Source organism: Sphingomonas sp. Leaf25, from assembly GCF_001421635.1.
Lineage (GTDB): Bacteria > Pseudomonadota > Alphaproteobacteria > Sphingomonadales > Sphingomonadaceae > Sphingomonas.
The window spans coordinates 629,945-656,066 of record NZ_LMKU01000012.1; the positions used below are offsets into that span (position 1 = coordinate 629,945).

Here is a 26,122-nt window from a genome sequence, read left to right on the forward strand (position 1 = left end):
CGTCACCACGACCTCCTCGTCATGGTCACCCATTGATTCAGAACACGATCAAAGACGCAACTGTGACGCTAGCCTGTGACACGATGGCGGGTCAGATGAATTCGAAGCGAGTTCAAATAGCCTGGCCAACAGTGCCGATCTCATCATGCCGTCGCAGTGCCAGAGTTCGCCGAGAAGTACGGTTACAGGAATTGTTGCCCGGCATGATCCCGGAACGCATCATGGTTACGGACATAGGCGCTGAGGATGTCGAGCGACTTGTGCCGGCTGACCTCGCGCATCTTGAAGACATTGGCACCGGGCTGCCGTGCCGCCTCGGTAAGAAACCCGGAGCGCAGCGAATGACCGGAAAACAACGCCGGATCGAGACCGGCGGCTTGCGCACGCGCCTTGACGACGAGGGCCACGCCTTGCGGGCTCATCGCCGCCGGCTGCATGCGATCCTCCACCCGGCACCACGCGGGCTTGCCATCCGCGGTTCTCACCCTTTCCTGCGAAGCCGGATCCCGGTCGGCGACACGGATCTGTGCCAGCTTGCGGAACAGCGGCCCGTCGGTGACCCGGCCGACCCGTAACCATTCCAGTAACAGCGCCTTTGGCCGTATTCGTTTGCCCTCGGGGATGGCAATCCAAACGCCAAGGCCTGCCTGATCCGTTTTCGACCGGGCGATGAAGAGGCGCAAGCCTTCCGGCACGATCTGTACATCGGTAAAGGTCAAGGCGACGAGTTCGGACCGCCGCAGGGCCGCCGCCATGCCGATCGCCAGCAACGCCCGATCGCGGACACTGCGGACGTCGTCACCTGCAATGCCGGCGAGCATTCGACCAAGCTGGTCGCCATCCGCCGCCGCCTTCTGCCGGGGGCGGGCCCCGTGGGTGTTACGGATACCGGCGAAGGTCCTGCGCAACTGGTGACCGCCGTCCTGGTCGCCGGGCGTGAGATAGCCTGCCTCGCGATGGCGGTCGTTGATCGCCGCCAGATAGCGCGAGAGCGTGGAAATCTTCTTGGGCAGACGCGGCGGGGATGCAGCAGGGTCACCATCTTTCATGCTGGAGATGAAGACGGCGACCGACGCGGGAGAAGCCGGTAGAGCGGACAGGCCACGCGCCGCGCACCAAAGGGTGAAGGTTTTCCAGTCAGCGGCATAGGCACGTCGCGTCGCGCTCGAACGCGACGCTTCCACATACATCCGCGCGCGTGCGACTTCTTGTTCCAGAAGACGGGGTACGGCCGCCTTCTCGCGCTGGGACCATGCCTGCAACGCACTCCCACTCATCGCGCCTGCTCGACCGTGACGTCGATTTCAAGGTTCGACCAGACGCGATCCGTCGTCAGCGCCGTGGTCCGGCGAATCTGCGCCAATGCCAGGCAGGCACGATCGCCCAACGACAGGCCAAGTCCTGCCGTCGTTGCTCGCATCAGCCCTGCAAGCTCGGCTTGCTGCCGATCGACCGGGACCACCTCGATGTCGAGATCGGCCATAATCGCGACAATATCGGCGGGCGGCATGCCGCGGTCGACCAGCTTGGTGACCACCTCAGCGTAGTTGCTGGCGCTGATCATCGCACCGGGCAGTCGCGCCGCGACATGCTCGGCACCCTCTTCTTCGAACATCACACACAACAGGGCGGACGAGTCCAGGACGTAGCGCAGCTTACTCACCGGCAGCCTCGGCACGACGATCAGCGATCAGTTCGTCCGACAGGTTGCCCTGTTCCGGACGGTAGGGGCGCAATTGCTCCTGTATGCGGCGCAGTGCGGACTTTGCCGATCGGACGCGCAGCTCGTCGCCCTCCACTGAAAAATAGACGGTATCGCCTTCTGCCAGTCCCAGGTGCTTGCGGACATCGGCGGGCAGCGCGATGCGTCCACCTGCGATAACCCGTCCCTTCAAGACGCCCATAGCTGCTTCCTCGTCTCGCTACACTAGACGCGACGAATACTGGTTATAACTATAGTGCGCTACTGGAAACGATGCTCCACCGAAACGCGATAAGCACACGTTATCGCTATTTGCATGAGGTAATGCCCTATCTGGGTATGCTCAGACAAAGGGGTTCGGTATGTCATGTTGTGCCGGTATGGCTCTAGCCAATCTTGTGCCACTTTTTATAATGTGACATACTACCAACGCAATTACAGATAGGATATTTTGGCAATGGCAACACGGAACATGGATGTGAAGGTGGCCGGAAACGGTCGCATGATCCTGCCGGCATCGGTACGAAAGGCGATGGGTCTGCATGGCGATGCAAAGGTCATTCTGACGGTTGAAGACGATCAGGTCCGCCTGTCCCCGATCGGGCATGGCGTGTCGCGTGCCCAGGCGCTGTATCGCGAACATGCCAGGCAGACGCGGACGACCGATGACTTCCTGATTGACCGGAAGGCCGAAGCTGCCGCCGATCTTGGCGAGGGCGCATCCGATGAACTAGGCCGAGACGTACAATGACGTCCGTCGTCCTCGACGCATCTGCGGTGCTTGCGCTCGTCCGGGATGAACCCGGCGCAGACATGGTCGCACCCCATGTCGGGCGTGCCGCGATTTCTGCGGTCAACCTCCAGGAGGTCATCAAGGAACTGCTGCTCAGCGGTCTCGACGAAACCACCACCCGCGAATTGCTCGACGAGCTTCGCCTCGATGTTCGTGCCCATGATGTCGAGGCAGCCTATGCCGCCGCTGCCTTGCATTCCCAGACGCACCAATATGGCCGCGGTCTTGGCGATCGTTCCTGTCTCGCGCTGGCGGTGCAGCTTGGTGTCCCTGCCCTCACCGCCGATCGCGAGTGGAAAAAGGTGAAGGCTAGGAACCTGAAGGTCGAGCACATCCGATAGGCCATCAGGATGAGTAACCTATTCCCCCGGCCGCATGCGAGACGCAAGCCGGGGGCAACGGGTCAGAACGCCGCGCGCACCCCCAGCGCCACCGCACGTCCGGGTAGCGGCGCGCGCAGCCGCAGGAACGAATTGTGCAACCGCGCTTCCGCGTTCGTCAGGTTGGCGACATCGGCGAACGCCTCGTAGCGCGCGCCCGTGCCGAAGCGCCAGGCGACATGCGCATCGACCAGCGTGAATCCGTCCGACACCGGCTCGCCCTTGGCGACATCGGTCTGCCGCAGGTAGCGGACCGCGCCGAGCGACGCGCGCAGTGCCGCTCCCTCCCAACCCAAGTCGCCGCCGTAGCGTGACATCGGCGTGCGCGGCAGGTGGTCGCCGTCGAGCCGCTGGCGGAAATACTGGCGATCGAACGCGGCGGTCGCACCGCTCGCGAACGGGCTATAGCCGTCGGGCAGGGTGAATACCGGGCGGACCTGCACATAATCGCCGAAACCGTGCAACGCGAACCGGCCAATGCCGGTCGTCGCGCGCAGCGTCGCCTCCCCCTCGATCCCGCGGAAGCGGGTATCGCCCTGTCGCCATTCGCGCACCGGCAGCGTCCGCGAGATGCCGGTATTGCCGAGATAGAGATAGTCCACGAACCGCGTGCGATAGGCGGACACCGCCGCCGACAGCCATGTCGTGTCGATCCCGCCGCCGGCCTCGATCGTTTCCGCCCGCTCCTTGCGCAACCGTCCGTCGCCCTGTTCCTCGGTCAGGATCGAGAAATGGTTGCCGTTGGCATAGAGCTCGTTGATCCCCGGCGCGCGTTCGGCGTGCGACCACCGCCCGTGCAGAGATAGTATCTTGAACAGCGAGAGCCGCGCGCCGGCGTCGCCGCTCAGCAGGTGGAAACCGGCATCGCGGGCATAGGCCGCCCCCTGCCCCCGCCCGGCGCGCACGCTGGCTTCGTCGAGGTCGTAGCGTATCCGGTCATAGCGAATGCCACCGCTCAGCGTCAGCGGCGACAGCGTCAGCCGTTCGGCGAGGAACGCCGATCGCTCCGCCGTGGCGACGCTGGGCAGATAGGACGTCGTCTCAACGGTACGCAGGCTGCGATCGGCGATCTGCCCGCCGATCGATCCGCTGAGCGGCCCGAGCGGGCGATGCGCGATCTCGACGCGCGCCTCCTCGCCATTGGCGTCGAACCGGCTCCAGTCGCGGTCGGGCAGGCGTTCGCGGTCGCGCGAGCGGACATGCGCCGCGCGCAGCGTGATCGCCGCGACGCCGGGCAGCGGATCGTACAGCGCGCTCTTCAGGTCGAACCGGGTCTGCCCGACCGTCACGTCGATCGGGCTGGCCCCGGAGCGCGACGCCGTGATGAGGGTGAAGCCGGGCACGCCGTAGCTGTTGTCGTAGCGACCGACCGACAGGCCGAGAAACCCGCCATCGACGATCACGCTGCCGCCCGCCGTCACCGCCGTGGTCCGGATCGCGCTGTTGGGCAGCCGCCCGTCGGCATCGCCCACCGGATCGAGGTTGGTGATGATCTGTCCCGATACCGGCGTCCGGTCGACGAAGCGCCGGGTAACGGAATCGAACACGAAGGTCGGTCGCGCCAGACGGACCTGGCACAATGTCTGGAGCGGCGTCGCCGCGACAAGCGACGGCCAGCTCCGACAGGTATCCGCCTTGGCACGGCCCGGAATCGCCTGATCCCCCTGATAGCGGTACAGCCCGTCGAGGTGCCACGCGAACGCGCGCTTTCCGCCGTCGATCCGGGCCATGGTCGTCACGCCGACATTGTCGCCGGTGCGCAGTTCGGCCCGCCCGGTCGGTGCTCCCGCATATCGCTGCGTCGGGATGCGGCCGTCGATCACGTTCACCGCGCCACCGATCGCGCCGCCGCCATAGGGGACGGCGGCACTGCCCTTGCGCACGTCGATCCGCTCGGCGAGGAACGGTTCGACCGCGGCGGCATGTTCAGCGCCCAGCCCCGATGCGTCCTGCGTGGGCAGGCTGTCGATCAGCACCGCGACCCGCCCGCCGGTCTGCCCCCGAATCGTCGGACGGCCGACCGCCGGACCGAAATAATCATTATGGATTCCCGGAACCCGCGCCAGCGTTTCGCCGAGAGTCGGCGCCTTGCGCCGATCCAGTTCGGCCCCGGCGATGCTCGTGCCGGTCGCGCTCGACAGATGGTCGGCATCGACCGGTTCGGGACGCTGCCCTTCGACGACGATCGTGGACGGCGACTTGCCCGGCTCGGGCTGTGCGGAAGCGGTTCCTGCGGCCACGGCCAGCAGGATCAGATCAGGTAACATCGGTAATGAACCCCCAAATAAGGGCGCGTCCTATGTTGTGTTATAACGTAACAATCAAGATGGTATCTGACTGGGTCATGCTTCGGCTTGCCCGCCTGCACGGGAACGACCGGAATGGAGGGCGATCACCGAGGATCGATCGGTCCCGGATCGCGACATATTCGCATCGTCAATTATCCGTTGCCAATACGAGTTATGTTATATCATAATGTTGGTAGACGACACGTTATTGGGGGTGTGATGACGGGAAGGGGGATGGGGCGGATCCGCCTGCTACGGCGGTTGCTTGCCAGCGGGACGGTAGCGGCGATCGTTGGAACGACGACACCTGCTCGTGCCCAGGCGGCGGATGAGGACGACGAACGCGCCGAGATCGTCGTCACCGCGACGCGCAGCGAACAGCGACTGGTCGACGTGCCGGCCGACGTGACGGTGAAGAACATCGACACGCTCCGGCGCGACGGCTTCACCTTCGGAACCGACGAGTTCCGCGGCGTGCCGGGCGTGTCGTTCCGTCGTGGCGAGGGTGACGGCGACGAATTCCCGTACGTCTCGATCCGCGGATCGAACGGGACCGAAGGCTATCTGACGCTCATCGACGGGATGCCGTTCGATCTGAACGAGGAAGGCGCGCTGGGGATCGTCCCCTACCCCGCCCTGTCGCGGGTCGAGGTGGTGAAAGGACCGGCGTCGGCGCTGTACGGTCGCGGCGCTCTGTATGGCGCGGTCAATTATATCACGCGCGCGCCGGGCGCCGACCGGATCGAGATGACGGCAACCGGCGGCAGCGACGATTACTACCGGGGCGAGTTGGCCGTGTCGCGGCGGATCGGCGACGATCTGGGGCTGATCGCGACGGCGGCGTACGAAGATTACGGCGGTTGGCGCGCGAATGGCGCGCGGCGGCAGTTGAACCTGTTCGCCAAGCTCGTGTGGTCGCTGGACGCGCGCACCGACGTGTCGCTCTACGGCACCTATCTCGATCGCCGGTCGGAGACGCCGAGCGTCCTGCCGCTCGATGCGCGGGGCCAGCCGATCGATGTCACCGGCGGACGGCGTGCGTTCAACGGGTATCTCGATCCGCGTTCGGTGGCTGAGGGAGGGCTGGCCGCGTTGCGCGTCGAACACCGCGCAAGCGACGCGCTGACGCTGACCGCGACCGGACAATATCGTCGGTTCGACTTCGACAACCGGCTGAACTTCTACGACCCGTTCGGTTTCGCGCCGCAGCGTGGGGTCTTCGGCATCAACGGCTTCTACGGCGCGCAGAAATTCGATGTCGCCTATGGCGAGCTGACCGCACGCTACGAGGCGGGCGCGCACCGCGTCGTCGCTGGCGTGACCGGGGAACGCGGCTTGTCGCGCGCCGACAATCGCTGGTCGGGACAGAATGGCTTCACCCCCGCCTGCGGCTTCACCTTCTATTCGGTGGAGATCGACTATGTGCGCGGCGGCGTGGCGAATGCGGGCGCGCCGTGTTTCGTCATCGACGATCCGCTGAGCCGCAACCGGCTCGTCACCACCTATGTCTCCGCTTTCGCGCAGGACGAGATCGCCCTGTCGGACCGCTGGTTCCTGACGGTCGGCGGCCGCTACGACCGGTTCCGGCGCGCGGCGCGCTTCTTTCCCATCGCGGACAAGTTCGACGGATCGCGCGACGCGGCGACCGCCAGCGCCTTCTCGCCCAAGGCGGCGCTGTCGTGGCGCTATAGCGCGGGGCAGGTCTATGCCTCCTATGGCCGGGGGTTCAATTCGAACTTCGGGCCGACGTTCGAATGGAATGCCGACCAATATGCCCGGCCCGAACAGCGGCCGACGACGCTCGACAGCGTCGAGCTGGGCTGGAAAGGCCGCGCGCTGGACGACACGCTCGGCTTCGCGCTGACCGGCTTCTGGTCGACGCAGCGCAACCGCCGTTCGATCATCCCCAATCCGGTGGCGGCGAACGATTTCACCCAGCCGTCGAACCTCATCACCTATGGCGACCGCTACGAAAGCAAGGGGGTGGAGGCGGCGCTGGACATCCGCCCGCGCGACGGCACCTCGGTGCAGATCAGCTACACCCATGTCGCGCCGCGCTGGAAGGACTATGTCGTCCAGGAGTTTGCCGGCCCGCTCGATCTGTCGGGTACGACGCCGACCGGGATCGCGCCCAACATCGTCTATATCGCTGGCGAGCAACGGGTCGCGTCATGGCTGTCGGCGCGCGGCATCCTCGAATGGTATGACGATTACCGGATCACCGCGGACAATCGCGTGGCCGGCGGCGGCTATAGTCTGTTCACGCTCGGCGCGCGGATCGCGCCGCCGCGCTGGCAGGGAATGGCGCTCGACCTCACGCTGCTGAACGCGCTGGACGAGCGCTATGGCTTCTTCTTCGGCGGGACGACCACCCCGACCTATGCCACGCCGGGACCGCCGCGCCAGTTCCGCGCGACACTCAGGGCGGGGTTCTGATGCGGGTGCTGCTGCTCTTGCTGGCGCTGCTGGCGGGTTGCGACCGGCCTGCCGCGACGGGGCCGCGCAGACCGGTGGCGGGACGCGACGTCGTGATGCCCTTTGCCAAGACCTTCCGCGTGGTCGAACGTGATGGCTACCGCGTCGTCGACCTGACGGCGTCGGTGGTCGGTTGGGGCGGCGATGCGGTGGGCGAGGAGCAGTTCCAGCGGATCGTGCTGGTCCCGCGCACGGGCACGGCACCGCCGCTGACCGGCGACCTCGCCGGCGCGACGCTGATCCGCACGCCGGTGATGCGGATCGCCAGCAACACCGCGTTCCATGAGGCGATCACAAGGGTGCTGGGCGTCAACGACCGACTGGTGGCGGTGGGCGGCGTCAAGTCGTGGGATGACGCGCTGCGTGCTCGCGTGCGGTCGGGGGCGGTGCGGCAGATCGGCTATGGCTGGCACAGTCCGCCCGATCTCGACGCGCTGATCGCGGCGAAGCCCGACGTGCTGCTGATGAGCATGGAGGATATGAAGAGCGTCGCCGCGATGCCGCGCATCGCGGCGCTGGGCGTGCCGGTCGTGCCGATCTTCCTCGACAACGAACCGGATTACATGGGCCGGGTCGACTATGTCCGGCTCGTCGGCATGCTGGTGGCGCGCGAGCGGGAAGCGAACGCCTTCGCCGATATGGTCGCGCGCAAGGTCGCGGTGCTCAAGGCCGCCGCCGCCGCGCAGCCGACCCGGTCGGTCATCGCGGCGTGGTTCGGCGGCGGCGACCAGTGGAACCCGACGATCCGCAATGCCGATGCCAAACTGCTGCGTGACGCCAACGGCCGCAATTTGTTCGAGGGGCCGGACGATCCGCGCAAGGACAGCTTCAGCCGGATCTCGACCGAACAGTTGATCGCGCAAGGCGCGGACGCCGATTGCTGGATCCTGCGCGACACCCATTCGATCCCGTATCGCGACATCGCCACGCTGCGCCGGTTCAGGGCGTATCGCGAGGGCTGCGTGTTTGCCGGCGACGGGATGCACAAGCCGGCGGCGGATGCGTTCGACTATTATGAAACGGCGGTGATCCGGCCCGATCTGGTGCTGGGCGATCTCGTGCGGATGCTGCATCCGGCACTCCGGACCGAGCCGTTCCGGTACATCCGTCCCGATACGAAGGTGCCGCGATGACCCCGGCAACGCGCAGCGCCATCGGCAGCGCGGTGCTGTTGGCCGCTGTGCTGGTCACGGGTGTGTTCGCGCTGTCGTGGGGAAGTATCGGCATCGGTTTTGGCAACGCGCTGCACGCACTGGCCGGTAGCGGCGACCCGGCGACCGTACAGATCGTCACCGGGCTGCGGCTGCCGCGTGTCGCCACCGCGATCGTCGCGGGCGGCGCACTCGGGCTGGGCGGTGTGCTGATGCAGGCGCTGTTCCGCAATCCGATGGCCGATGCCTGGTCGCTGGGGCTGACGGCGGGCGGGCAGCTCGGCGTCGCGCTGCTGGTGACGGCCGCCGCCTTTTCGGGGCCGGAGGCGATCGCGTTCCTGCGCGCGTTCGAAGGGCCGTCGATCACGCTGGGCGCGATGATCGGCATCGGCGGCTTCGCGCTGGCGATGGCGTCGCTGGCGCGCCGGGTGGGAACGGTCACGCTGCTCGTCGTCGGGCTGATGCTGGGGTTCACGGTGCAGGGGATCGTCAGCGTGGTGCTGCATTTCGCCAATCGCGTCGGCGGGCGCGTCTTTTCGGGGTGGAACGACGGCAATTTCGCGACCGTCACCCCGGCGGACCTGCCGATGCTGGTGGTGCCGGTCGCCGCCGGGGTGGCGCTGGCGCTGTTCAACGCCAAGCCGTTAACCGCGCTGTTGCTGGGTGAAACCTATGCCAGAAGCCTCGGCACCGATGTCGCGCGATTGCGCCGCCTGACGCTGGCGGCGGTCGTGCTGCTGGTGGCGCCCGTCACCGCCTATTGCGGGCCGGTCACGTTCGTCGGACTGATCGTCCCGCATCTGGCGCGGGCCATCGCCCGCACCGCGCGGATTTTACCGCTGATGCCGCTCGGCGCGCTGGCGGGGGCGCTGCTGGCGCTGACGGCGGACCTCGTCGTCCATGCGCCGTGGGAACAGCATTTCCTGCACCTCAACGCGGTGCTCGCGCTGGTCGGCGCGCCGGTGGTGATCGCGCTGCTGGTCTTGTCGCCGACGATGCGGGGACAACGCTGATGCTGCGGCTCGATACGCTGTCGGTCGGCTATGGCGCGCCGCGCGGCACGGTGCTCGCCGATCTTGCCGTCACGGTGCCGCCGGGCAGCTTCGTCTGCGTGCTCGGTCGCAACGGCGCGGGCAAGTCCACGCTGATGCGCACCATCGCCGGGCTGCAACGCGCGGTCGCCGGTGCCGCGCTGCTGGAGCATGCGGACATCGCGGCGATGCGGCCGCAGACCCGCGCGCAACAGGTGGCGGTGGTGCTGACCGAGCGTGCCGCCAGCCCAGGCCTGAGCGTCGACGACGTGGTGTCGCTTGGTCGCCAGCCATTTACCGGTTGGCAAGGCCGGCTCACCCCGGACGACCGGCAGCGCGTCGTCGCCGTGCTGGCACAGGCCGGCGCGACCGCGTTCGCCGCACGGCTGTTCGACGACCTATCCGATGGCGAGCGACAGCGGGTGATGATCGCGCGCGCGATCGCCCAGTCGCCCCGGCTGATGATCCTCGACGAGATCACCGCCTTCCTCGACCTGCCCGGCCGGGTCGAGACGATGGCGCTGCTGCGCGATCACGCCCGTGCGACCGGCGGGATCGTGCTGCTGTCGAGCCACGATCTCGACCTGTCGCTGCAACTGGCCGACAGCGTGTGGCTGCTCGACGGCCATGGCGGGATGGCGGTCGGCAGCGCGGCGGACCTGATCGCCGCCGGCCATGTCGGGCGCGCGTTCGATACCGCCGCCGTCCGCTTCTCGCCCACGCTCGGCCGGTTCGAGCTGGTCGGATGAAGGCGGCGCTGATCCCGCTGGCGCTCGTCGCGGCCCCCGCATGGGGACAGGACGCGCCCGTCGCCCCCGTGCCGGTCGAACTGACCGCCCCGCCGACCCCGCCGGGCCGCGCGGGAGAGAATGCCGTGCGGCAGGCCGAGGATGCGTTCGGCTTCAGCGTGGGGCGCGAGAGCCTCGGCCTCTATTCCTCCGCCAACGTGCGCGGCTTCTCACCCTTCGCGGCGGGCAATGTCCGTATCGAGGGGCTGTATTTCGACCCCTTCCTCACCCTGATCCAACGATTGCGTCAGTCGACGTCGATCCGCGTCGGCCTGTCCGCGCAGGGCTATCCTTTTCCGTCACCGACCGGAATCGTCGACTACAGCTTCCGCAAGCCGGGCGACGCCAAGTCGCTGTCGATCCTCGTCAGCGGTGACAGCTATGGCAATGCCGGACTGGAACTGGACGGGTCATTGCCGCTGTCCCCGACCCTCAGCTTGGCGCTCGGTGCGCAGGGGTCGCGCACCAGCTATGCCGACGGCACCCACAACCGGTCGCATAACGAGGCGGCGTCGCTGCGCTGGCGGCCGTCACCCGATATCGAGGTGATCCCCTTCTGGGCGCGCAGTCAGGTGATCGACGACGAGGCCGGTCCGACCTATATCCCGGCCGGCCCCTATCTGCCGCCGGCCATCCCGCGACGACGCTATGACGGCCCGGCATGGAGCGACTATAATAGCGTCGGCGGTCTTCAAGGCGTGCTCGCCACGCTGTCGCCATGGCGCGACTGGACGGTCCGGGCCGGGCTGTTCCGCTCGCTGTACGACGACCGGTCGACCTTCGCGCATCTGCTGACCGATCTGACGCCGGACGGTCGCGCCGACCGGCTCCTCATCGCCGATCCGCGCAGTCGGTTCGTCTCGCTCTCGGGCGAACTGCGGGTCAGCCGCGCGCTGGCGGAAGGGCCGCGGCTGCATGTCGTTCACCTGTCGCTGCGCGGACGCGACCGGCGACAGCGCTACGCCGGGTCGGCCTATCTCGACTATGGCCCCACGCGGATCGGTGAAGGTTTCGACCCGGCCGAACCGGTTTTCGCCTTTTCCGCGCAGACCCGCGACCGGGTACGCCAGTTGACCTATGGCGTGGCGTATGACGGCCGTTGGCGCGACGTCGGCGAACTGAGCTTCGGCCTATCGCGCGCCGCGTACCGCAAGCGGTTCGAAGCGCCAGGCGATGCCGCGCGCGAAACCCGGTCGCAGCCGCTGCTGTACAATGCGACGGTGGCGGGCTTCGCGGGACCGCGCCTCGCCTTCTATGCGGGGTACGCGCGCGGACTGGAGGAAAGCGGCATCGCGCCCGACAATGCCGTGAACCGCAATCAGCCCCTGCCTGCCATCCTGACGCGACAGGTGGATGCCGGCGTCCGATACCGGCTGACCGATACGATCAAGCTGGTCGCGGGCGTCTTCGACCTGCGCAAACCCTATTATAATCTCGACGCCGGCAATCGCTTCGATCTCCTGGGCGATGTCGTCAGCCAGGGAATTGAGTTCTCGGCGGCGGGGGCGGTGACGCCGCGCCTGAACGTGGTGGCGGGCGGTGTCGTGCTGCGCCCCCGCGTCACCGGCGAAGGCGTGGCCTTGGGCCGGGTGGGGCGACGACCGGTCGGGCTGCCGACGCGCTCGCTCGACCTGAACCTCGACTGGCGGCCGCCGGTGGCGGAGGGTCTGTCGCTGGACGCGGGGGTGTCGCATGTCGGCAGCCTGCCCGCGACGCGCGACAACCGGGTTTCGATTCCGGCGCGAACCCTCGTCGATCTTGGCGCCCGGTTCCGGTTCCGGCTGTCGGAACGCGATGCGACGTTGCGATTGCAGATGAGCAACGTCGGCAATGCAAGCGGCTTCGACCTCGAAGGGGCCGGAGCCTATCGCATCATTCCGGGGCGCGTCATTTCGACCTACCTGACGATCGACCTGTGACGCCGATGATCGTCATGGGTGGGAAGCCGGGGGCCGGAATGCCGAAAGCCCCGTCCTACGTCGTCGGCCCATTCCAGTCCGCAACGAAGCGGCGCATTGCCGCCAATGTCGTGTCGCTGACATGATGCTCCATCCCTTCGGAATCGATCGCGACCGTTTCCGGGTCGATGCCAAGCGCGAGCAGGAAGTCCGAGACGACGTGATGGCGGGCACGCGAACGGGCGGCCAGCGCCTCCCCTTCCCCGGTCAGGAAAAGGGCACGATAGGGGCGGTTCTCGACCAGTCCGAGTATTTTGAGCCGCTGGACGATCTTGGCGGCGGTCGGTTGCGATACGCCCATATGCGCCGCCAGATCGATCAGCCGCGCCTCGCCAAACTGCGTCATCAGGTCGCCGATCAGCTCGACATAATCCTCGGCCATCTCGGTGGCATGGGCCTCCCGCGTCGCGCGAAAGGCGGCGGCTCGGCGCTGTGCATCCTCGGTCATGCGGCATCATGACAGTTTTGCCGGCCTGCATCCATCTTGCATCAAAATTAGCTTTGGCTAATATTTTTTGCATGAGGATATTCCAGTGAGCGCGATAGCGATGTTGGGCTTGGCCTTCGGCGTTTCGACCGCCGGACCGTTCGCGCCGATGCCCGACAAGGAAGCCCCGACGCACGCGCCCTCCGGCAATGCGGCACCGGTCGATCCCCCGGCCGCGCCGGACATCGTCGTCACCGCACGGGGGGAACGGCGGATCGGTCGCGACCGGGCGGCGAGCGCCGGTGCGGTCTCGGGCGATGACATTCGCGCCCGCCCGTTGCTGCGCACCAACGAAGTGGCGGAGGCCGTACCCGGCCTTCTGGCCGTGCAGCATTCGGGCGGGGGCAAGGCAGCGCAATATTATATTCGTGGTTTCAACCTCGACCACGGCACCGACTTCAGTATCGCGCTCGACGGCGTGCCGATGAACCTGCCGACGCAGGCGCATGCGCAGGGCTATCTCGACCTCAACGGCCTGATCCCGGAGACGATCGACCGGATCGAATATCGCAAGGGACCCTATGACGCGCGCGACGGCGATTTCTCGCTCGTCGCGGCGGCCGCGATGACGACGCTCGACCGTGCGCCGCCCTCGATCGCGCTGGAGGCGGGAAGCTATGGCTATCGCCGGATCGCGGGGGTCGGATCGGTTCCGTTCGCGGGCGGCGACCTCGTCCTCGCGGGCGAGCTGAAAGCGAACGACGGTGTCTGGGCCTTGCCGGAGCGGCTGCGTCATGCCGGCGCCTTCGCCAAATATACGGTGGCGACCGGCATCGGCACGCTGCGCGCCAGTCTGTCGAGCTATGACGCCACATGGCGCCCGACCGAGCAGGTGCCGGTGCGCGCGATCGGGACGCTGCTGCCCGATCGTTTCGGGACACTCGACCCGTTCCTGCGCGGGCGCACGTCGCGACGGATCGCGACGCTGTCGATCGACGGGGAGCGAACGGCCGTATCGGCCTACGCCCAGCGATATGGGTTCGATCTCCTGTCCAACTTCACTTTCTTTCTCGACGATCCGGCACGGGGCGACCAATTGCAGCAGACCGAGCGGCGCTGGACCTATGGCGGGCGGGTGCGACACCGCGTGCCGATCGGCACCCGGCTGCAATTGACGGTCGGGGCCGACGTTCGCGCCGACCGGATCGACGATCTCGGCTTCTACCAGACCGAACGGGGGCGGCGGATCGTCACGCGAAGCCTCGCCGACGTGCGCGAGACGGCGGTGTCCGGCTATGCCGAGGCACGCTGGCAACCGGTCGCGCCGCTGACGATCACCGGCGGAGCGCGGGCCGATCACTTCCGCTTCCGCTCGATCGGTCGCGCCGGCAGCGCGATCGACGGCGAAACCGGGGCGACGATCGTCACGCCCAAGGCCAGCGCCGCGCTGACCGTCGCGCCGGGTATCGCGGTCTACGCCAATTACGGACAGGGTTTTCATTCGAACGATGCGCGCGCCGTCGTGGCGCAGCGCGATCCGGTGCCCGCACTGGTCCGGGGCACGGGATATGAAGCCGGCACCCGTATCGAGCGCGGCCCCGTGGTGCTGACGATCGACCGCTGGTGGCTCCGCTCGGACGGCGAACTGGTCTTCCTCGGCGACAGCGGCACCGTGGAACCGCGCGGCCCGAGCCGTCGCCGGGGGTGGGAGACGACGCTGTACGTCCGTCCGCTGCGCTGGCTGTCGATCGACGCGATCCATGCGACCAACCACGCGCGCTTCGTCGGTGCGCCGGGCGCGGACCGCATTCCCAATGCGGTGGAATCGGCTACCTCGCTGGGCGTCACGGTAGCGACCGGCGTATGGCAGGGTGCGTTGCGGGTCCGGCGCATCGGGCCTCGACCGCTGATCGAAGACGACAGCGTGCGCGGACCGGCCACCACGGTCGCCAATGCGCGCGTCAGCCACACCTTCGGCAAGGCGGAGGCCAGTATCGACATCCTGAACCTGTTCGACACCCGGCGGGCGGATGCCGATTATTTCTACGCATCGCGTCTGCCGGGCGAAGCGCCGGGGGGCGTGGAAGGCATCCATAGCCGGGCAGTCGAGCCGCGGCAGGTCCGGCTCGGGATCAAACTGCGAATATGAGAGACAAGACCCTCGCCGCGTCGTCTCGCAACGCGGCGCATCCCGGGTCTTGCCCTTCGTTCATGCTTGCGCCGGATTGGATATAGCTATGGCCGAGTCCCCGTCTCGATCAAGCCTGCCGCTTCGGCGCTGGCGCCAACGGATGTCGCCTCCCCGGATACAATATCGTCGGCCAGCAGCATCAATTCATGCGCTGTCGACGAACCGACATCGGCGACCTCGCCGAGCGCAAGGCCCGACCGGCGGCGGATCGCCGCATCCCAACCGGCACGGACCGACGCCCAATAGTCCTTCGTCTTGCCACAATATTCGTCGGCAGCCTTGATCGGGAAGTCGGTGGCGGGGACGTAGGTGTTCACCACATACTCGTGGACGAACGTCGCCGACCGGCCGTCCTTCGTGCCGATCTTGGCATTGTCCTGCTCGTGGACCCAGCCTGCCGGGGTCAGGACGTGCCGGTTGGTCCCGACATAATGGTCGTAGGGCGGATGGCGCGTGGCGTCGCGACGCGCGAGGGGCCGGCGGGTTTCGTCGCTGCTCCAGCGGGTGGCGCCATCGTCGTACCGCCAGCGGCCGATCCCGCCATAACGGGGTGAATCGTCGGTCTGCCACACGGTCTGCGACCACGCCCCGCGCCGGTCCTTGTCCGGCACCGGTCGCACGGCCCATCGCCCCGGACCGACATAGACCAGCACCGTCGCCGGTTGCCATGTCCAGTCCTGCCGCCAGTGCTTGACGACCATCGTCTTGCCGTTGCCGTCGCTCACCACCAGCAGATGCTGGAGGACGACATGGCCGGGCGTGTCGACGATCGCGCGCACCACTTCGTGCCCGCCGCTGACCTTGGCCGGATATGGCGTGTAGCCGGCGACCAGCGGCGTCGTCTCGCGCATGTCGAACGTCACCTTGAAGGTGCCGGCCATCTTCAGGATCGCGGCATGGTCGCGCGCCTGATCGCCATAGTGCGCCGTGGCGATCGGCGCCGGGGCGGCGGTCTGCGCCAGCGCGGGCGACACCATCAGCGAGGCAAAGCCCGCCGCAGCGAACAGGACATACGAAGCGTTCATCGAAACGGACCTCACAGGACGAGGGACAGGGAGACGCCGGCATTGCGGCCCGGCTGCGAAAAGGCGTCGCGGATGGTCGACGTGGACGCCAGCCCGCGCACGTCGCTCCACCAGAAATAGCGTTTGTCGGTGATGTTGAAGATGCCAACACGGATCGTCGCCACTTCGCGGATGCGCAGCGACGCCGTGGCATCGAACACCCAGAAACCGTCCGGCGTGAAACAGGACGTCCCGGGGACCGCCGGCCGCGTGCCCGCCGCCGGCTGCGCGGCGACGTTGCAACTGTTGTTGGTGTCGGACAGGTCCTTACCGGCGGAATGCGTCGCGACGAACTCGGCACGGAACGGGCCGTCGTCAGGCTGGTAGAACAGGCCGGCGACGACCTTGACCGGCTCGACGCTGTCGAGCGGCATGGTGCCGGCGACGCCGTCGGTGCGCATCCTGCCCTTCGCATAGGACGCGGCGGCCCGCACACCCACGCCGACCGGCAAGCGGGCCTCGCCCCGCGCCTCCAGTCCCTCGATCGTCACCCGCCCGCGATTGATGAACTGGTACACGGCGGGATTGGCGGCGGTGAACGCGCCGGACACCTGCACCTGATCGATGAAGTCGCGGAAGCGGCTGCTGAACGCCGTTCCGCCCAGCGACCAGCGCGCACCGGTCAGGCGGATACCGCCCTCGACGCTCTCGCTCGTCTCGGGCTTCAGATCGGGGTTCGGGATCGAACGGTAATTGGCGACGATGTTGGCGAAGCCGTTGTTGATCTGGTTCGGCTCGGGCGGTTTGAAGCCCTGGCCATAGTTCGCAAAGAGCCGGACGCCATCGGTCACCCGCGCCACCGCGCCCAGACGGGGCGTAACCCGCGATCCGCTCTGCCCACGGGGTACGAAGGTCGTGAATAGCGGGTCGCTCTGCGGATCGAGCCGGTAATGGTCGAACCGGATCGCCGGGAACAGCGTCAACGACCCGTCGGCGATCGCGATCTCGTCCTGCGCGAACACCCCAATCAGTTCGTAATCGGTCGTGGGAAAGGCACGGGTCGGATAGGTTTCGCCGGCCGGTGGCACCGTGCCGCCGCGCACGCCGGTCTGGCGTGTCTTCGAATAGTCGGCACCATAGGCGAACAGGTGCGTGGCCGGGCCGGTCGTCGCCGGGCTCTCCAACTGCAGCGTGCCGCCATATATTTCGTTGTCGAAGCGGTTGATGCGGACGCGGTCGGTGCCGACCCGGTCCTCCCATCCGGTCTGCACCGTACCGCTCTTCTGGTAATAGGCCGCGGCGCGCACCCCGCTGACCAGGCCATCGCCGGCATAGCGATAGTCGATCGTACCGCGATTGCGCGCGGTGGTGTCGCGCGCCTGCAACCCCAGCACCGCCGTGGCCGATGGCGACGCGGCGGTTACCTTGGTGATCGCGCTCAGCACGTTCGTATCCACCACCGCGTCGAAGCGTTCATAGGTCAGCCGTACCCGGCTCGCATCGTTCGGGCTCCAGACGAGGCGGCCCAGCAGCGCGTTCGAGGCGAGATCCTGCGGGTTCGGCGTGGTGCGGTCGGTATCGGCGCTGTCGTTGCTGCCCTTGGTATCAAGTTCGTGGCCGTCGCGCCGCGTATAGGCGAGCATCGCCTGAAGATCGCCCTGCCGACCGGCCACGACCAGACCCTTGGTCCAACTGTCGTCCGACGAATCATAACCGACCCGGCCGCCGCCGCCAACCACACGACCGTCATGCAGAAAATCCTGCGGGTCCTTGGTGATGAAGCTGACCGCACCGGCCACGCCGTCGCTGCCGTACAATGCCGACGCCGGGCCGCGGAGGATTTCGACCGACTTCAGCAGGTCGAGATCGACATAATCGCCGCGACCGACCGATTGCGCACCGAAGCTGAAGGCGTCCGGCACCCGCACGCCATCGACGGTAATCAGGACGCGGTTCCCTTCCAGCCCGCGGATGTTGAAACCGCTGTCGCGATCGCGACCGGTCGAGGCACCCGCCGCGGTGAAGCGGGCCGGCGCACGGCGTACCGCGACGCCGGGTTCGTAGCGGACCAGATCCTTGATGTCGGCGATCAGCCGGTCGTCGATCGTCGCGGCGTCTATCACCGAAACGGTCTGCGGCACGTCCTCCACCCGTTTCTCGCCGCGCGTCGCGGTCACGGTGATGTCGCCGTCGTCCGACGTGCCCTTTCCGCCACCGCTACCGGACATGGCGGGTTGGATAACGGTCTGCGCCGGAGCCATCGTCGGCAGGACGCAGAGGTTCAGGGCCGCGACGGCAACGCCGCGCAGCAGATATGCGGATGTCATTAACGCTTCCCCTTCTCGCTCCAGTTCGTTAATGCGAGTCACTAGCGTTAGCAAGCGTTTGATGGAGAGGACCGGAATGCCGCATTCGATCGGGATCATCAGGGCGGCATCGGTAGCGCTGGCGCTGGCTCTTGCATCGACGGCAACCGCTGCGTTGGCGCATATGCCCTATGTCCTGCCCGCCCGGTTCGACGTCGGCAGTCGCACGCAGATCACGCTGGAAGCATCCTTCACCGAGGATGCATTCCGGCCGGACGTCGCGGGCGGCTATGCCAGTTTCACGACGACGCTCGCTTTCGAAGCGGGGTGAGAGGAACCAAAATGGCTTTCATGGAGCGTATCGAGCGTCCCGATACCGACGGCGAACGGGTCGTTGTCCGTTTGCTGCGACATTATCGTGGCCTCCACGATCGCGATGGAGATGGTGGCACGCTGGCAAGCCTCGTCGCGCTGGGTCAGGACCTCCGCCTTCCCCCGGCCGGCAGCGTGGCGTTGGCAAGCGTCTTCCAGCTTACCGAGGCGCTGCTGCGAAGACGCCTTATCACCGAATGCTGCTGTTCGTGCGACTACAGCGCGGACGAGCGTGCCGTCATCCGCCTCCTTGGCGCCCGGCTGCCGCGCATGGCTAGCACCGGTAGCGTCGAGATACCCCATGGGCTGCCCGGTGCATTGGCATGGGCTATCCTGAGCGTCCGGTCGCTGTGCGACGCGATCCTCGTGGTGCCGTCGCACCCGTTGCAGATCGACGATCCGGCCTGCCCGTTCGACCGTCCTTTCAGCGCCTGACGAAGATGGCGTCGGTATACGATTATCTCGATCAGCACGTCCGTGACATGGCCGATGATGACATTTTCGTCCCGTCCGCCGCCCGGACATGGGTCTTCGCCGTCCGCAACGCACGCTGTCCGCAGGCGATGCTGCGCAGCGGCTTTACCGTCCGCCGCGTCGGCGCCGCGCTGTTGCCCTTCCTGTGTTCGATGACCCTCATTGACCGATATGGTTACGGCACGATGCGGTTTGCTGCCGTCCGCTATTCGAACGTCAGCGACGACGAGGCGCGCATCCTGACATTGTTCGGTGCGGCACAGAAGGGCGATCCGCGATTGATTCGGATTGCCACCAGCTTGGTGAGCGACGAAATGGCGATGCAACTCGCGGGTGCCGCCAGCAAAGTCGGCGCTGCGATGTTGCCGGCAAATTAGCGGGTGAAAGACGGTCAGAACCTATACTTGATGCTGACAGCGAAGTTGCGCGCGCCATAGCCAAATTGGCTGAACAGCGAACATATCTGTTGCAACTAGCCAACGATAGCAAATTGCGATCGCAGCCAAGCGTCAAATCCCCGGGATGGAACGCCATTGACCCAGATCCAGTCGGTCATAGCTCATTCCAGCTCGTCAGCTTCGGCCATTCGTTCATCCTTCGCGCTACCATGACAAATGTCACCCCATTCGCATGACAGCCGGCACTGCACCCGCGCCGCCGCAACGCGCATCGTGGCGCCATGACCACAGGGAGCCGCAACGGTGCATGACGATCTTTCCGCCATCGCGACACTGGCCGACGTGTCCAAGAATCTGGGGTCCACCGCCGTCCTCGACCGGTTCTCGTTGGCCATCCGCGCGGGCGAGGTTACGGCGCTGCTGGGGCCGAACGGCGCGGGCAAGACCACGACCGTCGGCCTGCTGACCGGCCGGCTGCAACCCGACGCCGGCACGGCGCGGCTGTTCGGGCTCGATCCGGCCCGCCCGGCGGCACGGATGCGGATGGGGGTGATGTTACAGGCATCCGGCCTGCCCGATGTGCTGAGCGTGGCCGAGGTGGTGACGCTGCAATCGGGCTATTACGCCGATGCCCGTCCGGTCGCCGAGACGCTGGCGATCGCCGGGCTGGCTGATCTGGCGCAGCGGCGGTGCGGTGCCCTGTCGGGCGGGCAGGCGCGGCGCGTGCAATATGCGCTGGCGATCTGCGGGCGTCCGGCGTTGCTGGTGCTCGACGAACCGACCGCGGCGATGGACCGGGCGTCGCGGCAGGCGCTATGGACGACGGTACGCAGTGCTGCCGCCGACGGGGCCGCCGTCCTGCTGACCAGCCATGATCTGGAAGAGGCTGACGCGCTGGCCGATCGCGTGCTGGTGATGGACCATGGCCGGATCGTCGCCGACGACAGCCCGGCGAACCTGCGCGCCCGTGCCGGGGGATCGGTGATCCGTTGTCGCACCACATTGTCGCCTGCGCTGTTGCAGGCGCTGCCCGGCGTCCGCGAGGCGCGCGACGACGGCGGCGACCGGTATGTCGTCACCGCGGATGCGGTGGCGACGGTGCGCGCGCTGTGCGCCGCCGATCCCGCCCTGTCGCAATTGCGCATCGCCGATGCAGCGCTCGAAGACGCCATCGCCACCCTGCTCGCTTCGAACCCGAGGAACGCCGCATGACCGCCGCCACCCTTCCCGCCGGCATCTGGCGCCGCGAAGCCGTCGCCGAACTCAAGCGATCGTGGCGGTTGCCGCAATTCCTGTTGCCGACCATCCTGACACCGGCGGCCTTCTATGCCCTGTTCACGCTCGCGATCGGTGCGGCGCCTTCCCCGGCCGCCGCCGCCGCCAGCCTTGCGGGGTACGGCGTGTTCGCGGCGATCGGCCCGGCGCTGTTCGGGTTCGGCGCGGGCGTCGCGATGGAGCGCGAACAGGGGCTGATCGAGCTGAAACGGGTGTCGCCGCTGCCCGCCGGGGCGTTCGTCGCCGCCAAGCTGGTCGCAGCGGTCGCGGCGGTCGGCGCCGCCGTCGCGCTGATCTATTGCGCGGCGATCGTTGCGGGCGTGCGGCTGTCGGCGGGGCGGTGGCTGGCGCTGGCGCTGCTGCACTTCGCCTCCACCCTGCCGTTCGGGTTGATCGGCCTTGGCATCGGGATGCGGATGAGCGGCAAGGGTGCCGTCGCCATCGCCAACGCGCTGTTCCTCGGATCGGCGGTGGTCGGCGGGCTGTGGATCCCCTCGACGATGCTGCCGGGCTGGATGCGCGCGATCGGCGAGGCCGCGCCCTCCTACCACCTCGGCCAGTTGGCGCGCGGCATCGTCGGGGCCGACACGATCGGCAGCCCGGTGCTGCACGCCGCGATTGCCGTGGGAATGACGATCGCCGCCGCGCTCTGGGCATGGACCGGTTGGCGGCGGAACCCGGCTTGACGCCGCCCCCTTCGCCACGCGACGGTCGGTCGATGGTGGTTACGTCGCGCAGAAGCTGGATCGAGGGGCCGTTGCCGTGGCTCGCCTATCTGCCCTTCTACGCCATGCCGTGGTTCTGGAAGCCGCCGGGCGATACCGGGTTGATCCTGTCGATCGCCGGCATCGCGCTGTTCCTGCCGGTCTATCTGCTGGGCTACAGCGCCGGCCAGCGGGCGCGGACGATCGCCGCCGCGATCATCGTGGCGATCGGCCTCGTCCTCGCCCCGTTCGGCGGGAGCTGGACGGTGTTCCCGATCTATGCGGCGGCGATGGTCGGCTATCTGCAACCGCCGCGCCGCGCGATCGTCGCGATCCTGACCATCGCGATCCTGACCAGCGGCGTCGGTATCGCACTGGAGCAGATGACCCTGTGGTGGTTGCCGGGCGTGCTGTTGTCGATGATGACCGGGTTCGGCACCTTTTCGCGCGAGGCGTTCTACAAACGGACGCAGGCGCTGCTCGCCTCGCAGGAGGAGGTGCGCCGTCTGGCGGGCACGGCGGAGCGCGAACGCATGGCGCGCGACCTGCACGATGTGATCGGCCGCACGCTGACCCTGATCGCGCTGCGTGCCGACCTGGCGGCGAAGCTGGTGACGCCCGACGTCGCTGCGGCGCAGGCGGAGATGCGGGCGGTGGCCGATATTGCCCGCACCGGGCTGTCCGATGTTCGCGCCGCGCTGTCGGGGACCGCCGGGGGCAGCCTCGGCCACGAACTCGACCTGTCGCGCGACGCGCTGAAGGCCGCCGGGATCGTTGCGACCGTGACCGGCGACCCCCACGCCATTCCACCCGACGCCGGCGCGGTGCTGGCCATGACGGTGCGCGAGGCGGTGACGAACGTCATCCGCCATGCCGGGGCGGGTGCGTGCCGCATTGACCTGACCACCGACGACACCATTGCCGGCATCCGGATCGTCGATGACGGCCGCGGCGGTGCGTTCCGCGAAGGACATGGCCTGACGGGGATGCGCCAGCGTCTTGCCGCCGCCGGGGGCACGCTGGAGGTCGCATGGGTCGGACCGGGCACCTGCGTCGCCGCCCGGGTTCCGGTGGGCGTGGCATGATCCGGATCGTCATCGCCGAGGATCAGGCGCTGGTGCTGGGGGCCATCGCGTCGCTGCTGGCGTTCGAAAGCGACATGACGATCGTCGGCCGCGCGCTGGACGGTGATACCGCGCTGGCGCTGGTCCGCGACCTGGCACCCGACATCCTGCTGACCGATATCGAGATGCCGGGGCGCAGCGGCATCGACGTCGCCGCGCAGATGTCGGCCGAAAATCTCACCACCCGCGTCGTCATCGTCACGACCTTTGCCCGGCCCGGCTATCTTGCCCGCGCGCGGGCGGCGGGGGTGCGCGGCTATCTGCTGAAGGACACGCCGGTCGAACGCCTCGCCACCGCGATCCGCACCGTCCATGGCGGCGGCCGGGCGATCGCCGCCGACCTTGCCGCCGAAGCGTGGGAGGCAGGCCCCGACCCCCTCACCGACCGCGAACGCGACGCGCTCCGGCTTGCCGAGGAAGGCCTGCCCAACCGCGAGATCGGCCTGCGCCTATCGCTGTCGCCGGGCACGGTGCGCAACTACCTCTCCGAAGCTGCCGCCAAGCTCGGCGCTGCCAACCGCATCGAAGCCGGCCGCATCGCTCGCTCCAACGGATGGCTTTGACCCGATTGTGGACGTTCCAACTACCGGTCAGTGGTTCAGAGTCGCGTCGGCTTGCGTTTCGGTTACAACCGCGTGCGCAGTGTAATTCCATAAGTTCGCGGATCACCCAGCGTACCCGTGATCGCCCCGGTATTGGCGGCGGCGCGCGAGAGAAAATAGGTCTCGTCGGTTACGTTCCGACCCCAGAGCTGGATGTCGAACAACCCGTCGTCGGTCCGGAACCCGAAGCGCAAGTTCAGCAGGTCATAAGCCGGAATCACCGAATAGCGGCTGAGGCTGGCGGTTGTGTTGGTGCTTGATCGATAGCTGTAATCGCCTCCAAGATAGACCTCGCCACTCCGCCCGGCCATGTTCGCGATCGGCGCGCGGACCTCGCCGCCCGCCGATGCCGCCCATTCCGATACGCCCGGCAATCGTTGCCCCGACAGGTCGCACAGCGTCCGGCCGGTGATCTCGATCGGGCAGGGCGCATTGGCATAAGAGATATAGCGCGCATCGTCATAGGTTCCCGACCCATAGAGTGTCAGCCACCGCGTCGGGGTCGCGCGTACATCAGTTTCGAACCCGCGTGTGCGAACCTTCGCCGCATTGGTGAAGAAGCTGACGCCGTTGCGTTCGATGTCGATGATCGTCGTCTGGTAATCGCGCACATCGGTCCAGAACGCGGCGGCATTGGCGGTCAGCCGCCCGCCGAACCACGTCGTCTTGATGCCCGCTTCGTAGCTGTCGATCGTCTCGGGGGCGATCACCGGATTGGCCGCGAACTGCCCGGTGGTGGTGATGTTGGCGAGGTTCAGCCCGCCGAACTTGTTGCCACGCGCATAGGTGACATAGCCCAATACCGGTTCGGCGACCTTCCACGACAGCGTCGCCTGTCCCGACAGCCGCCCGGCCTTGGTCTCGGCTTCGTAGCGATTGGCGATGCCGTAGCGCGAGCGGATCGTCTGCGCCGCCGTCTGCTGTGCCGCACTCAGCGCGGCCAGCGACCGCCCGGTCGCAACCTGATCGAAATAGCCGGTCTTGGTCTCATAGGTATACCGCAGGCCGGTGGTCAGATCGACCCCGGGCACGATATGCCAAATCGTTTGCGCGAAGGCGGCATAGCTGTCGGTGACCGGGCGCGACTGGCTGACGACGTTGTACTCGTTCAGCGCCGCCGCGCCGACCGCGGCATTGGTCGTCGGCGGCAGGAACCAGTCGGCGGCGCGGGTGCCGTAGCGGTTCACCGCCTCGGCGCGGATCGACTGGTGAAGATAGTAGAGACCGGCGACATAATCGACCGTGCGGTCCCCGTTCGATGCGATGCGCAGCTCTTGGCTGAGCTGCCGCTGTTCGTTGCTCTGGTGGAAATCCGCACCGGCATCGATGCTGGTGCCGTCGCCGTCATTATGCGGATACCAGTTCCACGCGCGATAGGCGGTGACCGAGGTCAGCGTCGCCGCGCCGAGATCGAGGTCGGCGGTCAGGTTGATGCCGTGCTGGTTCATCGCATAGCGCGGGTTGGCATCGACATCGGTGGTGCGCAGCCTGGGATCGGCCGGGACCGGGATATAGCCCAATCGCGCCGCGCGGTCGTAATAATTGTTCGCGAAGTTGGCGCCGTTGTCATAGCTGCGGATCGCACCCAGCAGGATGCTGCCGGCGGTGAACGAATGCTGCCGCCCCCAATCGCCGATCAGCCGCAGCGTCAGCGCATCGGTCGGCTTGTACAGCAACTGCCCGCGCAGGTTCAGATCATGGAAATCCTGTCCCAACCGCCCGTCGAACCGGTTGCGGGTAAAGCCGTCGCGATCAGTCTTCGACACGAACAGCCGCGCGGCGAGGCTGTCAGTGATCGGCCCCGAAAGATAGGCGTGGAGTTGGCGGAAACCGACATTGCCGAGCGACACGTCGCCGCCGGCTTCCGGTTCGAAGGTCGGAGCCTTGGTCGTGACGACCACCGCGCCGGCCGAGGTATTCTTGCCGAACAGCGTTCCTTGCGGCCCGCGCAGCACCTCGATCCGTTCGAGATCGGCAAGGTCGAAGACGCTCTGTCCCGGCCGCGCCAGATAGACGCCGTCGACATACACGCCGACCGCCGGCTCCAGCCCGTCATTATAGACCGCGACGTTGTTGCCGAGGCCACGGATGTTGATGCTGGTGTTGCGCGGGTTGGTGTTGGTGACGACCAGGCTGGGCGTCAGTTGTTGCAGGTCGCGCAGGTTGTAGGTCCGCGTGGCCTCGATCTGTGCCGCGCCGAACGCATTGATCGCAATCGGCACGTCCTGGCTGCGTTCGGCGCGGCGGCGCGCGGTGACGACGATGTCCTCGCCGGTTGCCGCTTCCTTGGGGGCCTCGGTGTCAACTTCGTCGGCCGTCGGCACCGGATCGGCGGCAAAGGCGGGCATGGCGAGCAGGGTGGCCCCGGCGAGCAAGAACAGGCGGCAGGCGCGGGCGGGCGAAATCGGCATCGATGGTCCTTCGGTCACGAATGGCGGCGGCACCCGCCGGACCTCGCCTCGCTAGGTTAGGGACGCCATCGAAACGAACGCACTAATTCCCATTGAATTGATAGATATTCTTTATTGTTGGGTTCTCCATGTTGGCTATGCCGTGCGAGTAACCTTCGCCACCTTTGGAGAACCCATGCCGGCCAAGCCCCTGATCGCCGCTGCTTTCCCGGCGCTGCTGTTCGCGCTCCCCGCCGCCGCCGCCGCCGCCGCCGCCGCCGCCGCCGCC

At 67.2% G+C, this 26,122-nt stretch carries 23 protein-coding genes; 15 read left to right on the plus strand and 8 right to left on the minus strand.

Annotated elements, in window-relative coordinates; translation table 11 throughout:
• Positions 1-182 precede the first annotated feature (182 nt).
• The 3 genes from ASE78_RS07490 to ASE78_RS07500 are packed head-to-tail and all read right to left on the minus strand — an operon-like array spanning position 183 to position 1,904.
• On the minus strand, positions 183-1,262 hold the full coding sequence (locus ASE78_RS07490) for a site-specific integrase (protein WP_235514908.1): 1,080 nt from the start codon (positions 1,260-1,262) through the stop codon (positions 183-185).
• Between the two features lie 11 nt (positions 1,263-1,273).
• Positions 1,274-1,663: a type II toxin-antitoxin system VapC family toxin gene (locus tag ASE78_RS07495; protein WP_056495109.1), complete on the minus strand. Its 390-nt coding sequence runs from the start codon at positions 1,661-1,663 to the stop codon at positions 1,274-1,276.
• A complete protein-coding gene (locus tag ASE78_RS07500) occupies positions 1,656-1,904 on the minus strand; it encodes an AbrB/MazE/SpoVT family DNA-binding domain-containing protein (protein ID WP_056495112.1) in 249 nt (82 codons plus the stop codon). The genes ASE78_RS07495 and ASE78_RS07500 overlap by 8 nt, the downstream gene beginning before the upstream one ends.
• A gap of 270 nt (positions 1,905-2,174) precedes the next feature.
• Here ASE78_RS07500 and ASE78_RS07505 point away from each other — a divergent pair, with 270 nt between their 5' ends.
• Both ASE78_RS07505 and ASE78_RS07510 read left to right on the plus strand, forming a co-directional pair.
• Positions 2,175-2,453, plus strand: a complete 279-nt coding sequence (locus ASE78_RS07505) for an AbrB/MazE/SpoVT family DNA-binding domain-containing protein (protein WP_235514909.1) — start codon at positions 2,175-2,177, stop codon at positions 2,451-2,453.
• A complete protein-coding gene (locus ASE78_RS07510) occupies positions 2,450-2,836 on the plus strand; it encodes a type II toxin-antitoxin system VapC family toxin (protein WP_056495118.1) in 387 nt (128 codons plus the stop codon). Before ASE78_RS07505 ends, ASE78_RS07510 begins: the two co-directional genes overlap by 4 nt.
• Before the next feature lie 62 nt (positions 2,837-2,898).
• On the opposite strand, the gene ASE78_RS07515 is transcribed toward ASE78_RS07510, so the two are convergent.
• Positions 2,899-5,142, minus strand: a complete 2,244-nt coding sequence (locus ASE78_RS07515; RefSeq protein ID WP_056495121.1) for a TonB-dependent receptor — start codon at positions 5,140-5,142, stop codon at positions 2,899-2,901.
• 255 nt (positions 5,143-5,397) lie between these two features.
• Between ASE78_RS07515 and ASE78_RS07520 the strand changes: the two genes are divergently transcribed.
• The 5 genes from ASE78_RS07520 to ASE78_RS07540 are packed head-to-tail and all read left to right on the plus strand — an operon-like array spanning position 5,398 to position 12,527.
• Positions 5,398-7,599 carry a TonB-dependent receptor gene (locus ASE78_RS07520; protein WP_056495123.1) on the plus strand — a complete coding sequence of 734 codons (2,202 nt, stop codon included), beginning with the start codon at positions 5,398-5,400 and terminating at the stop codon, positions 7,597-7,599.
• Positions 7,599-8,771, plus strand: coding sequence for an ABC transporter substrate-binding protein (locus ASE78_RS07525; protein WP_056495126.1), 1,173 nt, complete (start codon positions 7,599-7,601; stop codon positions 8,769-8,771). The genes ASE78_RS07520 and ASE78_RS07525 overlap by 1 nt, the downstream gene beginning before the upstream one ends.
• Positions 8,768-9,802, plus strand: coding sequence for a FecCD family ABC transporter permease (locus ASE78_RS07530; protein WP_056495129.1), 1,035 nt, complete (start codon positions 8,768-8,770; stop codon positions 9,800-9,802). Before ASE78_RS07525 ends, ASE78_RS07530 begins: the two co-directional genes overlap by 4 nt.
• Positions 9,802-10,569: an ABC transporter ATP-binding protein gene (locus tag ASE78_RS07535; RefSeq protein WP_056495132.1), complete on the plus strand. Its 768-nt coding sequence runs from the start codon at positions 9,802-9,804 to the stop codon at positions 10,567-10,569. Before ASE78_RS07530 ends, ASE78_RS07535 begins: the two co-directional genes overlap by 1 nt.
• Positions 10,566-12,527 (plus strand): TonB-dependent receptor, encoded by a 1,962-nt coding sequence (locus tag ASE78_RS07540; RefSeq protein ID WP_082467050.1) that lies wholly within the window; start codon positions 10,566-10,568, stop codon positions 12,525-12,527. Before ASE78_RS07535 ends, ASE78_RS07540 begins: the two co-directional genes overlap by 4 nt.
• Before the next feature lie 55 nt (positions 12,528-12,582).
• Here the strand turns inward: ASE78_RS07540 and mntR are convergent, their stop codons facing one another.
• Positions 12,583-13,014 (minus strand): manganese-binding transcriptional regulator MntR, encoded by a 432-nt coding sequence (mntR, locus tag ASE78_RS07545; RefSeq protein WP_056495135.1) that lies wholly within the window; start codon positions 13,012-13,014, stop codon positions 12,583-12,585.
• Between the two features lie 100 nt (positions 13,015-13,114).
• Between mntR and ASE78_RS07550 the strand changes: the two genes are divergently transcribed.
• Complete coding sequence (locus tag ASE78_RS07550) at positions 13,115-15,142, plus strand: TonB-dependent receptor (protein WP_056495138.1); 2,028 nt, start codon at positions 13,115-13,117, stop codon at positions 15,140-15,142.
• Positions 15,143-15,228: 86 nt separating this feature from the next.
• On the opposite strand, the gene ASE78_RS07555 is transcribed toward ASE78_RS07550, so the two are convergent.
• Together ASE78_RS07555 and ASE78_RS07560 are read right to left on the minus strand one after the other, a co-directional pair.
• On the minus strand, positions 15,229-16,209 hold the full coding sequence (locus tag ASE78_RS07555; RefSeq protein ID WP_056495141.1) for a DUF6607 family protein: 981 nt from the start codon (positions 16,207-16,209) through the stop codon (positions 15,229-15,231).
• A gap of 11 nt (positions 16,210-16,220) precedes the next feature.
• Positions 16,221-18,515, minus strand: a complete 2,295-nt coding sequence (locus ASE78_RS07560) for a TonB-dependent hemoglobin/transferrin/lactoferrin family receptor (protein WP_056495144.1) — start codon at positions 18,513-18,515, stop codon at positions 16,221-16,223.
• 76 nt (positions 18,516-18,591) lie between these two features.
• On the opposite strand from ASE78_RS07560, the gene ASE78_RS07565 reads away from it, so the two are divergent.
• The 7 genes from ASE78_RS07565 to ASE78_RS07595 all read left to right on the plus strand — a co-directional run bounded on the left by ASE78_RS07565 (position 18,592) and on the right by ASE78_RS07595 (position 23,404).
• The gene (locus ASE78_RS07565) at positions 18,592-18,825 is read left to right on the plus strand and encodes a hypothetical protein (RefSeq protein ID WP_056495147.1); all 234 of its coding nucleotides are present in this window, start codon (positions 18,592-18,594) and stop codon (positions 18,823-18,825) included.
• A gap of 20 nt (positions 18,826-18,845) precedes the next feature.
• A complete protein-coding gene (locus ASE78_RS07570) occupies positions 18,846-19,301 on the plus strand; it encodes a hypothetical protein (protein WP_056495150.1) in 456 nt (151 codons plus the stop codon).
• 47 nt (positions 19,302-19,348) lie between these two features.
• Positions 19,349-19,717, plus strand: coding sequence for a hypothetical protein (locus ASE78_RS07575; protein WP_156351320.1), 369 nt, complete (start codon positions 19,349-19,351; stop codon positions 19,715-19,717).
• A 324-nt stretch (positions 19,718-20,041) separates the two neighbouring features.
• Positions 20,042-20,950, plus strand: a complete 909-nt coding sequence (locus ASE78_RS07580; RefSeq protein ID WP_082467051.1) for an ABC transporter ATP-binding protein — start codon at positions 20,042-20,044, stop codon at positions 20,948-20,950.
• Positions 20,947-21,699, plus strand: coding sequence for an ABC transporter permease (locus tag ASE78_RS07585; RefSeq protein WP_056495156.1), 753 nt, complete (start codon positions 20,947-20,949; stop codon positions 21,697-21,699). Before ASE78_RS07580 ends, ASE78_RS07585 begins: the two co-directional genes overlap by 4 nt.
• 32 nt (positions 21,700-21,731) lie before the next feature.
• Entirely contained in the window at positions 21,732-22,802 is a 1,071-nt protein-coding gene (locus tag ASE78_RS07590; protein ID WP_200911008.1) for a sensor histidine kinase, read from the plus strand.
• Positions 22,799-23,404, plus strand: a complete 606-nt coding sequence (locus ASE78_RS07595) for a response regulator transcription factor (protein WP_056495159.1) — start codon at positions 22,799-22,801, stop codon at positions 23,402-23,404. Before ASE78_RS07590 ends, ASE78_RS07595 begins: the two co-directional genes overlap by 4 nt.
• Before the next feature lie 62 nt (positions 23,405-23,466).
• Here ASE78_RS07595 and ASE78_RS07600 read toward each other — a convergent pair whose 3' ends face one another.
• Positions 23,467-25,854 carry a TonB-dependent receptor gene (locus ASE78_RS07600; protein WP_056495162.1) on the minus strand — a complete coding sequence of 796 codons (2,388 nt, stop codon included), beginning with the start codon at positions 25,852-25,854 and terminating at the stop codon, positions 23,467-23,469.
• Positions 25,855-26,122: the final 268 nt, after the last annotated feature.